The 12,167-nt window shown below is 58.7% G+C and carries 14 protein-coding genes; 3 read left to right on the top strand and 11 right to left on the bottom strand.

Annotated features, from left to right (window positions below; translation table 11 throughout):
* Positions 1-2: 2 nt before the first annotated feature.
* The 10 genes from flgK to flgB form a co-directional block, all read right to left on the bottom strand.
* Positions 3-1,637 (bottom strand): flagellar hook-associated protein FlgK, encoded by a 1,635-nt coding sequence (gene flgK, locus SB719_RS08630; protein WP_314688339.1) that lies wholly within the window; start codon positions 1,635-1,637, stop codon positions 3-5.
* 120 nt (positions 1,638-1,757) lie between these two features.
* The gene (gene flgJ / locus SB719_RS08635) at positions 1,758-2,705 is read right to left on the bottom strand and encodes a flagellar assembly peptidoglycan hydrolase FlgJ (RefSeq protein WP_314688342.1); all 948 of its coding nucleotides are present in this window, start codon (positions 2,703-2,705) and stop codon (positions 1,758-1,760) included.
* Positions 2,705-3,814, bottom strand: coding sequence for a flagellar basal body P-ring protein FlgI (locus tag SB719_RS08640; RefSeq protein ID WP_065649604.1), 1,110 nt, complete (start codon positions 3,812-3,814; stop codon positions 2,705-2,707). The genes flgJ and SB719_RS08640 overlap by 1 nt, the downstream gene beginning before the upstream one ends.
* A gap of 9 nt (positions 3,815-3,823) precedes the next feature.
* Positions 3,824-4,534: a flagellar basal body L-ring protein FlgH gene (locus SB719_RS08645; RefSeq protein WP_065649605.1), complete on the bottom strand. Its 711-nt coding sequence runs from the start codon at positions 4,532-4,534 to the stop codon at positions 3,824-3,826.
* A 61-nt stretch (positions 4,535-4,595) separates the two neighbouring features.
* Entirely contained in the window at positions 4,596-5,378 is a 783-nt protein-coding gene (flgG, locus tag SB719_RS08650; protein ID WP_039383803.1) for a flagellar basal-body rod protein FlgG, read from the bottom strand.
* A gap of 17 nt (positions 5,379-5,395) precedes the next feature.
* Entirely contained in the window at positions 5,396-6,154 is a 759-nt protein-coding gene (locus SB719_RS08655) for a flagellar basal body rod protein FlgF (RefSeq protein WP_065649606.1), read from the bottom strand.
* A 20-nt stretch (positions 6,155-6,174) separates the two neighbouring features.
* Positions 6,175-7,377: a flagellar hook protein FlgE gene (gene flgE / locus SB719_RS08660; RefSeq protein WP_304232463.1), complete on the bottom strand. Its 1,203-nt coding sequence runs from the start codon at positions 7,375-7,377 to the stop codon at positions 6,175-6,177.
* A gap of 25 nt (positions 7,378-7,402) precedes the next feature.
* Complete coding sequence (flgD, locus tag SB719_RS08665; protein ID WP_065649608.1) at positions 7,403-8,074, bottom strand: flagellar hook assembly protein FlgD; 672 nt, start codon at positions 8,072-8,074, stop codon at positions 7,403-7,405.
* A gap of 12 nt (positions 8,075-8,086) precedes the next feature.
* Complete coding sequence (flgC, locus tag SB719_RS08670; protein WP_039383794.1) at positions 8,087-8,491, bottom strand: flagellar basal body rod protein FlgC; 405 nt, start codon at positions 8,489-8,491, stop codon at positions 8,087-8,089.
* Between the two features lie 2 nt (positions 8,492-8,493).
* Positions 8,494-8,907, bottom strand: a complete 414-nt coding sequence (gene flgB / locus SB719_RS08675; RefSeq protein WP_039383791.1) for a flagellar basal body rod protein FlgB — start codon at positions 8,905-8,907, stop codon at positions 8,494-8,496.
* 153 nt (positions 8,908-9,060) lie between these two features.
* On the opposite strand from flgB, the gene flgA reads away from it, so the two are divergent.
* The 3 genes from flgA (at position 9,061) to flgN (ending at position 10,566) form a co-directional block, all read left to right on the top strand.
* Positions 9,061-9,720, top strand: a complete 660-nt coding sequence (gene flgA, locus SB719_RS08680; protein WP_065649609.1) for a flagellar basal body P-ring formation chaperone FlgA — start codon at positions 9,061-9,063, stop codon at positions 9,718-9,720.
* Positions 9,721-9,823: 103 nt separating this feature from the next.
* Positions 9,824-10,129: a flagellar biosynthesis anti-sigma factor FlgM gene (flgM, locus tag SB719_RS08685; protein WP_065649610.1), complete on the top strand. Its 306-nt coding sequence runs from the start codon at positions 9,824-9,826 to the stop codon at positions 10,127-10,129.
* A 5-nt stretch (positions 10,130-10,134) separates the two neighbouring features.
* Positions 10,135-10,566 carry a flagellar export chaperone FlgN gene (gene flgN, locus SB719_RS08690; protein WP_304232458.1) on the top strand — a complete coding sequence of 144 codons (432 nt, stop codon included), beginning with the start codon at positions 10,135-10,137 and terminating at the stop codon, positions 10,564-10,566.
* A 41-nt stretch (positions 10,567-10,607) separates the two neighbouring features.
* Here the strand turns inward: flgN and murJ are convergent, their stop codons facing one another.
* Positions 10,608-12,146 carry a murein biosynthesis integral membrane protein MurJ gene (gene murJ, locus SB719_RS08695; RefSeq protein ID WP_293004634.1) on the bottom strand — a complete coding sequence of 513 codons (1,539 nt, stop codon included), beginning with the start codon at positions 12,144-12,146 and terminating at the stop codon, positions 10,608-10,610.
* Between the last annotated feature and the right edge of the window lie 21 nt (positions 12,147-12,167).

A 12,167-nucleotide genomic window follows, 5' to 3' on the forward strand; every position in this document is an offset into this window, starting at 1 on the left:
GCTTAGCTGCGAATGCCCATCAGCGCGTTGAATACCGCGCTGGCGGTCTGCAATACCTGCGCATTCGCCATATAAAACTGCTGATATTTCGTCAGGTTGGCGTACTCTTCATCAAGGTTGACGCCAGAGACAGACTGCTGCCGGTCACTCAGCTGCGTCACCACGTTTTTCTGCGTGGTGCTGGCCGTTTCCAGCGAGTTGGTTTTGTTGCCCACGCTGCTGACAAGGCTGGCATAAGCCTGCGCGATAGTTGCGTTTCCGTTAACCAGCTTGCTGTCCTGCAGATCGAGCAGCTTCTGCGCATTGCGGTTATCGCTCTCGCCGCTGCCTTTCACGGCTGCCGCTGCAATCTCTGATTCGCTGGTGATGGCAACCGACATGCCGCCAATCACATTCTGTACCGGCTTGACCAGAAAACTGTCACCGCTATTCACACTGCCGCTGACCGTCAGCTGCAGACCATCAAAATTCAGCGTGCCGTCAGCAGCCGGCGCAACGTCGAAGCGCACATTATCGGCAGCACGGGTAACGGACCATGTGCCGCTGTCATAGCTGACGGTGTAGTTTGAGGCTTTCAGCGCGCTGGCATCACTCCAGCTGGCGCTAACGGAAGCCGCAGAGCTGTTTTTCAGATTGCTGAGCACATCCGGAGTGCCGATAGTGAAAAAGTCCTCTCCCGGGTTGCCCTTACTGTCAAAGCCGCCTTTGTGCACGTCATTAAACGCGGTGGTAAACGCTGCGGCCAGCTGGCCCAGCTGGTTCTGTGCACCGTCCAGATCCTGACTGCGAAACGCCAGCAACCCTGCCAGCGAACCGGTGGTCAGCGTTTTTTCCGGGATTGCTACGTTACCGGCCTGTTTGTCGCTGTAGCCAACGGTAATGCGCGTGGGATCGGCGCTGGAAGGCATCGCCACCAGGCTGGTGGCATTGCGGCCATTGACCAGGGTAATGTTGCCTGCTGAGACGATATAGCTGCCATCCTGCTGCGCAACTTTCACGCCCACCACAGTGTTCAGACTGTTTACCAGCTGGTCGCGCTGATCCAGCAGGTCGTTAGGGGCTGCGCCGCCGCCGGTGGTCAGCTTCGCAATCTGCGTATTGAGATCGGCAATCTGGCGCGTAAAGGTATTGACCTGATCGACGCTGGCGGTGATATCGGTATTGACGCTGGTCTGCATGTTATTGAGATATTGCGCCGTGGTCTGGAACTGATTGACCAGCCCCTGGGCATAACTCAGCATCGACTGACGCGCGGACGGATCGTTAGCGTTACTGACCACGTTCTGTACGTTGGTAAAAAAGCTCTGAATGGACGTTGAGAGGCTGGTCGTAGAGGTCGAAAGCAGATCGTCAATATTGGAGATCTGATTATGCTGGGTATTGACCGCGCTGTAGCTGGCGCTGGATCCGCGCAGCTGCGTCGTGATGAACTCATCATATTCGCGCTGTACGCCGCTGACATTTACGCCGTTGCCATAATAGCTGTTGCCCTGCAGCGTACTGCCGGCCTGCGACAGCAGAGTAGTCTGCCGTGAATAGCCCGCCACAGTGTAGTTACTGATGTTATTACTGGTAGTGCTTAATGCGGCCTGTGCGGCGCTCAGCCCGCTCATTGCGGAGTTAATTATACTGGACATCTCGGTTCCTTTCTTTCCCGTTAACCGGGCTGGCAGTCATCAGTGCAGTTGTGCGGACGGCAGGCGCCCGCAACATATGAAGGTTATCGGCGTGCTTAAGGGAAACTTGAGGCTAAGACGTCAGAACAGATCGGTGATATCCTGGCCATAAGCTTTTACAACTTTTTCGCCCATGTTTTTGAATTGCTGGATCATTCCCACCAGTTTCTGCGCATATTTCGGATCGGTGGCGTAGCCCGCCGCCTGCAGCGCGCGCGCGCCCTGCTCGGCACTTGGCGCGCTGGTGACCGCCGCATAGCGCGGATTTTTCGACAGCAGGCGCACATAGTCAGTCAGCGCCTCAAGGTAGGAGCCATAGACACGGAAGCTGGCCCGCACTTTCTTCGCATCACCCGCCTCATATTCAGTGGTCATGATATCCGTGGTTTCGCCTTTCCAGTCGCCGCTCGCTTTAATGCCAAACACGTTATAGCTCGGCTTGCCGTCGCGGGTCAGGATTTGACGCTGGCCCCAGCCCGACTCCAGCGCCGCCTGCGCCAGAATCAGATGGTGCGGGATACCGCTCTGCTGGCTGGCGAGCTTCGCCGGCTGCGCCAGCTGGGCGATAAACTCACTGCTGTCAGAAGGAAGATTCACAGGCGTAACCGGCAGACGCGGTACCGCTTTGCGCACAATCTGTTCCAGCTGCATCGGCATGCTGTTGCTGCTGCTGTAGATAAAGCTGTTATCCAGCTTCATCGGAACCGTGCCGGCACGCTCATCGGGCTCCTGCGGGGGCTGCATCTGTTTGACAATGGTGTCAGCCAGACCCAGTCCGCGCTTGCCTATCTCCTGCGCAATCTGCTGATCGTAGAGCGAGGTGTAGAGTCGGGTCTGGTCGTTGCTCAGCGCGCCATCCTGCGGCAGCGCGTCGCGCATGCTTTTCAGCATCATCTGCACGAACATGCCCTCTACCTGTTTCGCCACCTGCAGCGCTTTTCCTTTGGGATCGGCAGCGGCCTGGCGTTTCAGCTCGTTCAGCGAGCGGCTGTCATACGCCGCATTATTCAGCGATTGCATATCGGTCATCAGATGATTTCCAGCTTCGCGCGCAGACAGCCTGCGCTCTCCATCGATTGCAGAATCGACATCAGCTCAATCGGCGTCGCACCCAGCGCATTCAGGGCGCGTACCACGTTGTTCAGGTTTGCACTGGCGTTAACGCGCTGCAGCGCACCACCGCTCTGCCGCAGATCGATCTGCGTCTGCGTTGTCGCCACCGTCTGCCCGCCGGCCAGCGGCGTATCAGGCTGACTGACGTTCTGCTGCTGATTCACCGTGACCGACAGGTTCCCCTGCGCAACGGCACAGGTGTTCAGCGTGACCTCACGGTTCATCACCACTGAGCCGGTGCGTGAGTTGATGATCACTTTTGCATCTTCCAGCGGTACAGAGACGTCAATGTTCTGGATCTCCGCCAGCGCCCGTACCTGAGAGCTGTTGTTTGGTGAAACGCGGATCTGTACGGTGCGCGCATCCAGCGGCAGTGCCGATCCAACGCCGCGGCTGTTGATGGCATCCGCGATACGCTGCGCCATGGTAAAATCTTCGCTGTTCAGCTGCAGGTTAATGGTGTTCTGGCTGCCAAAGTTGCTCTGCAGCTCGCGCTCCACGGTGGCGCCGCCGGTAATCCGGCCGCCGTTAAGCTGGTTGACCTGCACGCTGCTGCCGCCGGCCGAGGCGCCAGCGCCGCCGACCAGAATATTTCCCTGCGCCAGCGCGTATACCTGGTTATCCACCCCTTTCATCGGCGTCATCAGCAGCGTACCGCCGCGCAGGCTTTTGGCGTTACCCAGCGAAGAGACCACCACGTCCAGCGTCTGTCCCTGACGGGCAAACGAGGGCAGTTTTGCTGTCACCATAACCGCCGCCACGTTTTTCAGCTGCATATTGGTGCCAGCCGGGACAGTGATCCCCAGCTGAGAGAGCATGTTACTGACCGTCTGGGTGGTAAACGGTGTCTGGGTGGTCTGGTCGCCGGTGCCGTCCAGCCCCACGACCAGCCCATAGCCAATCAGCTGGTTTTCGCGCACGCCCTGGATGCTGGTTAAATCGCGAATGCGGTCCGCCTGCGCCATCAGGCTGCTGACGGCGAGCAGTAATCCCAGACCTGCCCGCAGCAAAGTACTTTTTTTCATAATATCCTCTTACATCGGCGAGATGTTCAGGAAGAAGCGCTGGAACCAGCCCATGGTCTGCGCCTCATTGATATAACCGTTACCGACGTACTCAATACGCGCATCGGCCACCTGGGTAGACAGCACCGCGTTGCTGGCACTGATGGTGCGCGGGTTCACCACGCCAGAGAAACGAATAAATTCGGTTCCCTGATTAATCTCAATCTGTTTCTCACCCACGACGCGCAGGTTGCCGTTAGAGAGCACCTGATTCACGGTCACGGTGATGGTCCCGGTAAAGGTATTGTTGGCGGTTGCGCCCCCTTTACCTGCAAAATCGTTTTTGCCGCCGGCGCTCAGTGCAGCTTTCTCACCGCCTGCGCCCAGCAATCCTTCCAGCCCGGTCGGCACACCGGTTACCCCAAAGCTGTTGCTGCCGTTGCGGTTGGCGCTGGCGGAAGAGCTTTTGCTCGCGCTGACGTTCTCCTGCAGCGTGATGGTCAGCGTGTCGCCGATATTACGTGGACGACGATCCTCAAACAGCGGCTGGTAGCCGTAGTTCAGCGGTGCCACGCCCTGAAAAATAGAGCCGTTCACCACCGGTGGTGCAGACGGCGTTGGCTCTGCCGTGGTTGCCCCCTGAACCAGTGGCGTGCGCGGCACCAGCGCACAACCGTTGAGCGTCAGTAGCAGCGTGGCTACCAACCAATGACCAGGCTTGAGAATCGCTTGCTTCGCCACGGAGTTCTGACCTTCTGTATGTTCTTAATCGGGCCAGCGGAGTGGCCCGGCGATCCCGGCGTTAAAGCTGGGTAAGTTTCTGCAGCATCTGATCGGACGTACTGATCGCTTTGCTGTTAATTTCATACGCGCGCTGCGTCTGGATCATGGTCACCAGCTCTTCCGCCACGTTGACGTTGGAGGTTTCCACATATCCCTGATAGAGCAGACCGGCGCCGTTCTGACCGGGCGTGCTCTCAGTGGGCGCACCGGAAGCCTGCGTCTCCTGATAGAGGTTCTCGCCCACGCTGTCGAGACCGGCATCGTTCATAAAGGTGCTCAGCGTTAGCTGGCCCACCTGCGCTGGCTGCGCCTGCCCCTGCTGCGTCACCGTGACCACACCGTCGCGGGCAATCGTGATGCTGGTGGCGTTTGCCGGGATGGTGATACCCGGCTGTACCGGGAAGCCGGCGTTGGTCACCAGCTGACCATTCTGGTCCACCTGGAAAGAGCCATCGCGCGTATAGGCCGAGGTGCCATCCGGCATCTGCACCTGGAAGTAACCCTGTCCGTTGACCGCCACATCTTTGGAGTTGCTGGTCTGCGACAGGTTGCCCTGGTTATGCAGACGCTCGGTAGTGACCGGGCGGACACCGGTACCGATCTGCAGACCAGACGGCAGCGTAGTCTGCTCAGACGATTGCGCGCCAGGCTGACGCAGCGTCTGATACATCAGATCTTCGAAGACCGCGCGCGAACGTTTAAAGCCGTTGGTGCTGACGTTTGCCAGGTTGTTGGCAATCACGTCCATATTGGTTTGCTGTGCGTCAAGACCGGTTTTCGCGATCCATAAAGAACGAATCATTCTGTTTTCCTTACGCTTTAGCTGTTCATATTGAGCAGCTGGTTAGCGCGCTGTTCGTTTTCATCAACGTTTGAGATCACTTTCATCTGCATCTCGAAACGTCGGGCGTTGGCGATCATATCGACCATGGTTTCAACCGGCTTAACGTTGCTGCCTTCCAGCACGCCCGGCATCACCTGTACCGTGGCGTCGTTAGCCAGCGCAGCACCGCGCTGCGCCTGCGTCGCCGCGCTGGGACGAAACATGCCGTCGTCACCGCGCGTCAGCTCCTGCCCGGTAGCGCGCACCAGCTTCAGGCGGCCCAGCTGAACCGTGGCGTTGGGCGCGTCACCCGCATTGAGCGCGGTGATCGAGCCATCTGCCGCGATGGTAAGTTGTGCCCCCTGCGGCACCGCGATCGGTCCGCCGTCGCCCATGACGGGATTGCCCTGAATGGTCAGCTGACCGGTCGGGCTGATCTGCATATTCCCGTTACGGGTATAGGCTTCACTGCCGTCGGCGGTGCGAACTGCCAGCCAGCCATCCTGCTGGACCGCCACATCCAGCGGACGCTCGGTATAGTCGAGCGACCCCTGTGTCATATCGGCACCCGGCGTTGAGGCGGCAACCAGCGTACGCGTTGGCAGAGACCAGCCGCTGACCGGCACCGCGCGCAGCGCGTTCAGCTGCGCCCGGAAGCCCGGTGTTGAAGCATTCGCGAGGTTGCTGGCGGTAACAGACTGCTGCTCCATCGTCTGACTGGCCGCGCCCATTGCGGTATATATTGCGTGATCCATAAAGCAATCCCGTTAGCGTATTAGCGAAGGTTAACCAGAGTGTTGAGGATCTGATCCTGGGTTTTAATGGTCTGGCTGTTCGCCTGATAGTTACGCTGTGCCACGATCATATTCACCAGCTCTTTACTCAGATCAACGTTGGAGGCTTCCAGCGCGCCTGAGGTCAGATTGCCGTAAGTACCGGTACCGGCAAGGCCGATAGCCGCCTGCCCGGATGAGCTTGAGGCTGACCAGACGTTATCCCCTTCCGACTTCAGCCCTTCCGGGTTAGAGAAGCTCGCCAGCACGATCTGACCCAGCAGCTGGGTTTTACGGTTGGAGTAAGTCCCGCTGATGGTGCCGTCATCGTTAATGGTGTAGCCGGTGAGATCGCCAGGCGAATAGCCATCCTGCGTCGGGTTACCAAAGTTGGTCGCGCCGGTGTTCTGCTGCAGGCTGCCCAGTACGCTCAGCGCAATCGGCTGGTTTGCTGCCGCGCCGTTGGAGCCGTCAATGGTCAGAGCGACGGTATTCGCAGAGGTCAGCTTGCCGCTGGTGTCAAACGTCATGGTGAAGTTACCGGCGGCCTTACCGGTGGTGGAGTCAATCGCGTGTACTGCCCAGGTATTATCCGCGCTCTTGGCGTAGTAGAGATCCAGCGCGTGATCGTTACCCTGCGAGTCATACACAGTCACGGTGCTTTTGGCGTTATAGCTGTCCACTTTGCTGGTATCGAACGGCGTGACGGTCGGGACCGCATCGGTTGAGTTCAGGTTTGACACCAGGGTCGCCGCGGTAGTGGCGCGCGCTGACATCTGCGTGGTAGGAATGCTCAGCGCAATCGGGTTCGCACCGTTCTGAATGGTCGGCGGAGTGCCGTTTGCCGGGTAACCGGTGACCTTCATCCCCTGGGTGTTCACCAGGTTACGGTTTTCATCCAGCGTAAACTGGCCGTTGCGTGAATAGAACACGCCGCCGCTGGCGTCGGTCATACGGAAGAAGCCGTTACCGCTCAGCGCCACATCCAGCCCGCGGCTGGTTGAGGTGGTGGTGCCGTCGTTGAAGTTCTGGATCACCGCCGCCACTTTGGTACCCATACCCACGTTAGAGCCCGCGAACATATCGGCAAACGCGATGGTGCTTGACTTAAAGCCCGCCGTGGCGGAGTTGGCGATGTTGTTACCAATGACATCAAGGTTGCTGGAAGCAGCACCCAGGCCGCTCACCGCTTGTGAAAAAGACATGTAATCTCTCCTGCTAAGGGGTTAGTCAGAGAATCTGACGAATTTCATCGAGGGTCGCGGAGCCCATGGTGCCGAGATCCAGTTTCGCGGTGTTGTTCACGGTGCTGACGCCATTGACATAGGCGTAGTTCAGCGGTTGTGCCACCAGCTGTGTGCTGCCATTGCTGGCGGCGAGTGCTACAGAATATTTGCCATCCGGCGCGACGCTGCCGTCATCCAGTTTGCCGTCCCAGGAGAAGGTGTGTACCCCTGCGGTCAGGCCGCCCAGATCGATGTTGCGTACCACGTTGCCGTTGGCATCTTTAACCGTCACGCTGGTGCCGGTTGACGCCGTGCCCAGCTCCACGCCAAACGGCGTCGTGGTGCCTTTGCCAACCAGAACCTGATCGCCTTTGACCATCACGCCATGCCCGATCAGCGTGGAGCTCTGCAGCGACTGGCTGGTGCTGATCTGGCCGGAAATCGATCCCAGCGTGGTGTTCAGCTTCTCAATACCGCTCAGGGTGTTGATCTGCGCCAGCTGCGTGGTGAGCTGGCTGTTATCCATCGGATTAGTAGGGTCCTGATTCTGCATCTGCGTCACCAGCATGTTCAGAAACTGATTCTGCAGCTCCTGCGCGCTGTTACCGGTGCCGGCCGAGCCGGAGCTCAGGATCGTCGGGTCGAGATTGTCTTTAATGCCTACGGTTAAGCTCATCGTGTCTCTCCGTTACTGCCCGATGGTGAGCGTTTTCATCATCATCGACTTCACTGTGTTCAGGACTTCGACGTTGGCCTGATAGCTGCGCGACGCAGACATGGTGTTGACCGTTTCAGCGACCACATCCACATTGGGCATTTTGACGTAGCCTTTCTGATCGGCCATCGGATTGCCCGGGTCATAAACCAGTTTTGCAGGCGTTGGGTCGTTGACCACGCCGGCCACTTTAACGCCGCCGGTAGCCGCGCCCTGGGCGGCATTGGTCTGGAAAATCACCTGCTTTGCCACGTAGGGCTGTCCATCCGGTCCGGTTACGCTGTCGGCGTTGGCCAGGTTACTGGCGCTGACGTTAAGCCGCTGCGACTGCGCCGTCATCGCCGAGCCGGCGATATCAAAAATATTCAGCAATGCCATGCTTATTGCCCCTGCAGTACGCTCATCATGCCTTTAATCTGGCTGCTGATGAGGGTGAGATCGGTTTGATACTTCAGGCTGTTATCTGCGAACTGCGTACGCTCACGATCCATATCAACCGTGTTGCCATCTGCAGCAGGCTGGTCGGGAATGCGATACAGCAGATCCATCGCGGGCTGCGCCTGCGTTTGTGCTTCAATATGGCGCGATGAGGTCACATTCAGCGCCAGACCGCTGCCCTGCGCGCGTCCGTTCTGCATCACTTTGTTCAGCTGGCTGGCAAAGTCGATATCGCGCGCCTGATACCCGGGGGTATCCGCATTGGCAATATTTGACGCCAGAATCTCCTGACGCTGTGCACGCAGGTTTAACGCTTCGGTACCGAATCGCAGTGCGGCATCGAGTTTGTCGAGCATGCTTCCTCCGCGAATGAAAATTTTGAGCTGACAGCTTAATCGGAGGATTGCAAGGGCGATCGTCTGAATAACAGCAAAAATCACAGCTATTTTTAGCCTTGATTTTTTTTTGCAGCGGGTAGACTCATCAGCAACTTTCAGTCAGGAGGCGTTATGCGCAGAGCAACACATGGGTTGATTCTGTCGGTACTGCTGCTGGCGCTGCCAGGCTATGCAGCCGATCTGAATGCGCAGCTGACATCCTATTTTAAAGCGCGCGATCCGCAGCACGCCGCTGGCATGGTGGTGATTGTTCGTACACCGCCCGCGCAGTGGCCCGACTGCGAGACGCCGCAGCTGCAGCTGCCCGGCAACAGCCGCCAGTGGGGCAATCTGAGCATTGCCGCCAGCTGCGGACAGAATCGTCGCTATCTGCAGGTGCAGGTACAGGTGACGGGTGACTATCTGGTGGCGAATCACCAGCTCACGCGCGGCACCGTTGTCAGCGCGGCGGATTTCAGAACGGAAACGGGCCGGCTCGATACGCTGCCGGCCCGCGCGCTGGTTGACGGCACGCCTCTGGCCGAGGCAATTGCCCTGCGGGATATCCCGCCCGGTCAGCCGGTTACGGCCTCAATGCTGCGCCAGCCATGGCGGGTTAAAACCGGTCAGTCGGTGATGGTCACGGCGAGCGGCGACGGCTTTAATGCCAGCAGCGAAGGCCGGGCGCTGAGCAACGCCGGCGTGGCACAGACGGTTCGGGTACGCATGGGAAATGGTCAGGTGGTAAGCGGTCGCGTCGGCGAGGATGGGAATATTCTGATATCACTCTAAAGCGCTAAAGAACAGAGGTGTTCAGCCGATAGAGATAACAGCTAAAATATAACCCTATGCCGATTCAGTGGGCGCATCCCACTGTACTTACAGGAGCCAAGCCATGAGCATCGACAAAACCCAACCGCTGAAACCGGTCAGCACGGTACAGCCCCGTGACGCCAGTGACAACGCAGGCAAAGTGCGTCAGAACCCTGCGCCGGCCGCCCCTGCCGCCAGCGAAAAGAGTGCCGAAGTCAGCCTGAGCTCGCTTAAGGCGCAGCTGAAGGAGTCAGGCAGCCACGATATCAATACCGCTCGCGTTGAGCAGTTAAAAACCGCCATCCGCAATGGCGATCTGAAAATGGATACCGGCAAAATTGCGGATGCATTAATCGCTGATACCCGGAAATATTTAGAAGGCAACTGATCCCGATGGATAATCTGCTGACCAACCTGGATAAAATGCAGGACGTACTGGCTTCACTGACTCAGATCATTGAGGAAGAGCAGCAGCAGCTCGCAGCCGGTCAGGTTAACGGCAACCTGCTGCAGCGTATTACTGAAGATAAAGCCGCGCTGCTGACAACCTTACATTATCTGGATGAAATGCGTCACAGCACGGAGAAAGCGCTCGGTACAGAGGCGCCCTATCGCGGTCAGCAGGATATCGCCCGGCGCTGGGCCAGTATTGCGCGCGTCACGCAGCAGCTGCGCGACGCCAATCAGCATAACGGACTGTTATTGCAGCATCAGGTCGCGTTTACCCGCGATGCGCTGCAGGTGCTGAAGCCGCATCAGACCCAGGCATTTTATGGCCCGGACGGACGCGGACTGGGCCAGGCCACGCTGCGCAGCAAAGGCTGACGCAGCGGCCAGGGCAGCCGGGCTGCCCTGGCAATGTGCACTCAGGCAACGGTGCGGCGGGCAAAATCGCGCGGCCGGAATCCCAGTGCGCCCAGCACCACAAAGTAGGCTCCCCCGCCCACGGCACAGACCGCTGCCAGGCGCACCAGCCGCCAGCCCATCTCGCCCTCTTCCCAGGCAGGCATCACCTGCAGCATGCCCAGCAGCGCGGCGGCCATGACCGCAACCGCGATAAACAGGCGTAACAAAAAGCCCATCCAGCCCGGCTGCGGCTGGAAAATATCCTGTTTGCGCAGCTGCCAGTAGAGCAGTGCGGCGTTCAGGCAGGCTGCCAGCCCAATTGAGAGCGACAGGCCCGCATGCTTCAGCGGACCGATAAACGCCAGATTCATCAGCTGCGTCATAATCAGCGTGACTATGGCTATCTTCACCGGCGTTTTAATATCCTGCCGCGAGTAGAAACCTGGCGCCAGCACCTTGACCACAATCAGCCCCATCAGCCCCACGGAATAGGCGATCAGCGCGCGCTGCGTCATTGCCGCATCAAAAGCAGTGAATTTTCCGTACTGAAACAGCGCAATCGTCAGCGGTCCGGCCAGAATGCCCAGCGCCACCGCGCAGGGCAGCGCCAGCAGAAAACAGAGGCGCAATCCCCAGTCCATCAGCCGCGAATACTCGGCCTGATTACCGCTGGAGAAACTCTTCGCCAGCGACGGCAGCAGAATGGTCCCCAGCGCCACGCCCAGCACGCCGGAGGGAAACTCCATCAGGCGGTCAGCGTAGTACATCCACGAGACGGAACCTGACACCAGAAAGGAGGCGAAAATGGTATTGATGATGAGTGAGATCTGGCTCACCGATACGCCGAGGATCGCCGGACCCATCTGGCGCATCACGCGCCAGACGCCGGCATCGCGCAGATTGATGCGCGGCAGCACCAGCATGCCAATCTTTTTCAGATGCGGCAGCTGATAACCAAGCTGCAGCACGCCGCCCACGACTACCGCCCACGCCAGCGCCATAATCGGCGGATTAAAGTGCGGCGCGGCAAACAGCGCAAAGCCGAGCATGCTGATATTCAGCAGCGTGGGCGCAAACGCCGGAACCGAAAAGCGATTCCAGGTGTTGAGGATCGCGCCCGCCAGCGACGCCAGCGAGATCAGCATAATATAGGGGAACGTCACCCGCAGCAGCGCGCTGGTGAGTGCAAATTTATCGGCGGTATCCGCAAAGCCGGGGGCCGTAAGCATAATCACCCAGGGCGCGGCAAACATGCCCAGCACCGTGACCACAGCCAGCGCCAGCGTCAGTAAACCTGACACATACGCCACAAAAACCCGGGTGGCCTCTTCGCCCTGCTTCGCTTTGTACTCAGCCAGAATCGGGACAAACGCCTGCGAGAACGCGCCTTCGGCAAAAATACGGCGCAGCAGATTCGGCAGTTTAAACGCCACAAAAAACGCATCCGTCGCCATCCCGGCGCCAAATACGCGCGCCACAATGGCATCGCGGGCAAAGCCCAGCACGCGGGAAAACAGGGTCATCGAACTGACCGCAGCCAGCGATTTTAACAAATTCATAATGAAGGGTGCGTCCTGAAA

This window comes from Pantoea sp. SIMBA_079 (assembly GCF_046940275.1).
GTDB lineage: Bacteria > Pseudomonadota > Gammaproteobacteria > Enterobacterales > Enterobacteriaceae > Pantoea > Pantoea borealis.

Coding starts and splice junctions, on each gene's coding strand:
- SB719_RS08655 (WP_065649606.1), bottom strand. CDS start 6,154: ATGGATCACGCAATATATACCGCAATGGGCGCGGCCAGTCAGACGATG.
- flgC (WP_039383794.1), bottom strand. CDS start 8,491: ATGGCATTGCTGAATATTTTTGATATCGCCGGCTCGGCGATGACGGCG.
- flgK (WP_314688339.1), bottom strand. CDS start 1,637: ATGTCCAGTATAATTAACTCCGCAATGAGCGGGCTGAGCGCCGCACAG.
- flgD (WP_065649608.1), bottom strand. CDS start 8,074: ATGAGCTTAACCGTAGGCATTAAAGACAATCTCGACCCGACGATCCTG.
- flgJ (WP_314688342.1), bottom strand. CDS start 2,705: ATGACCGATATGCAATCGCTGAATAATGCGGCGTATGACAGCCGCTCG.
- murJ (WP_293004634.1), bottom strand. CDS start 12,146: ATGAATTTGTTAAAATCGCTGGCTGCGGTCAGTTCGATGACCCTGTTT.
- flgE (WP_304232463.1), bottom strand. CDS start 7,377: ATGTCTTTTTCACAAGCGGTGAGCGGCCTGGGTGCTGCTTCCAGCAAC.
- flgM (WP_065649610.1), top strand. CDS start 9,824: ATGAGCATCGACAAAACCCAACCGCTGAAACCGGTCAGCACGGTACAG.
- flgA (WP_065649609.1), top strand. CDS start 9,061: ATGCGCAGAGCAACACATGGGTTGATTCTGTCGGTACTGCTGCTGGCG.
- flgB (WP_039383791.1), bottom strand. CDS start 8,907: ATGCTCGACAAACTCGATGCCGCACTGCGATTCGGTACCGAAGCGTTA.
- SB719_RS08640 (WP_065649604.1), bottom strand. CDS start 3,814: ATGAAAAAAAGTACTTTGCTGCGGGCAGGTCTGGGATTACTGCTCGCC.
- flgG (WP_039383803.1), bottom strand. CDS start 5,378: ATGATTCGTTCTTTATGGATCGCGAAAACCGGTCTTGACGCACAGCAA.
- flgN (WP_304232458.1), top strand. CDS start 10,135: ATGGATAATCTGCTGACCAACCTGGATAAAATGCAGGACGTACTGGCT.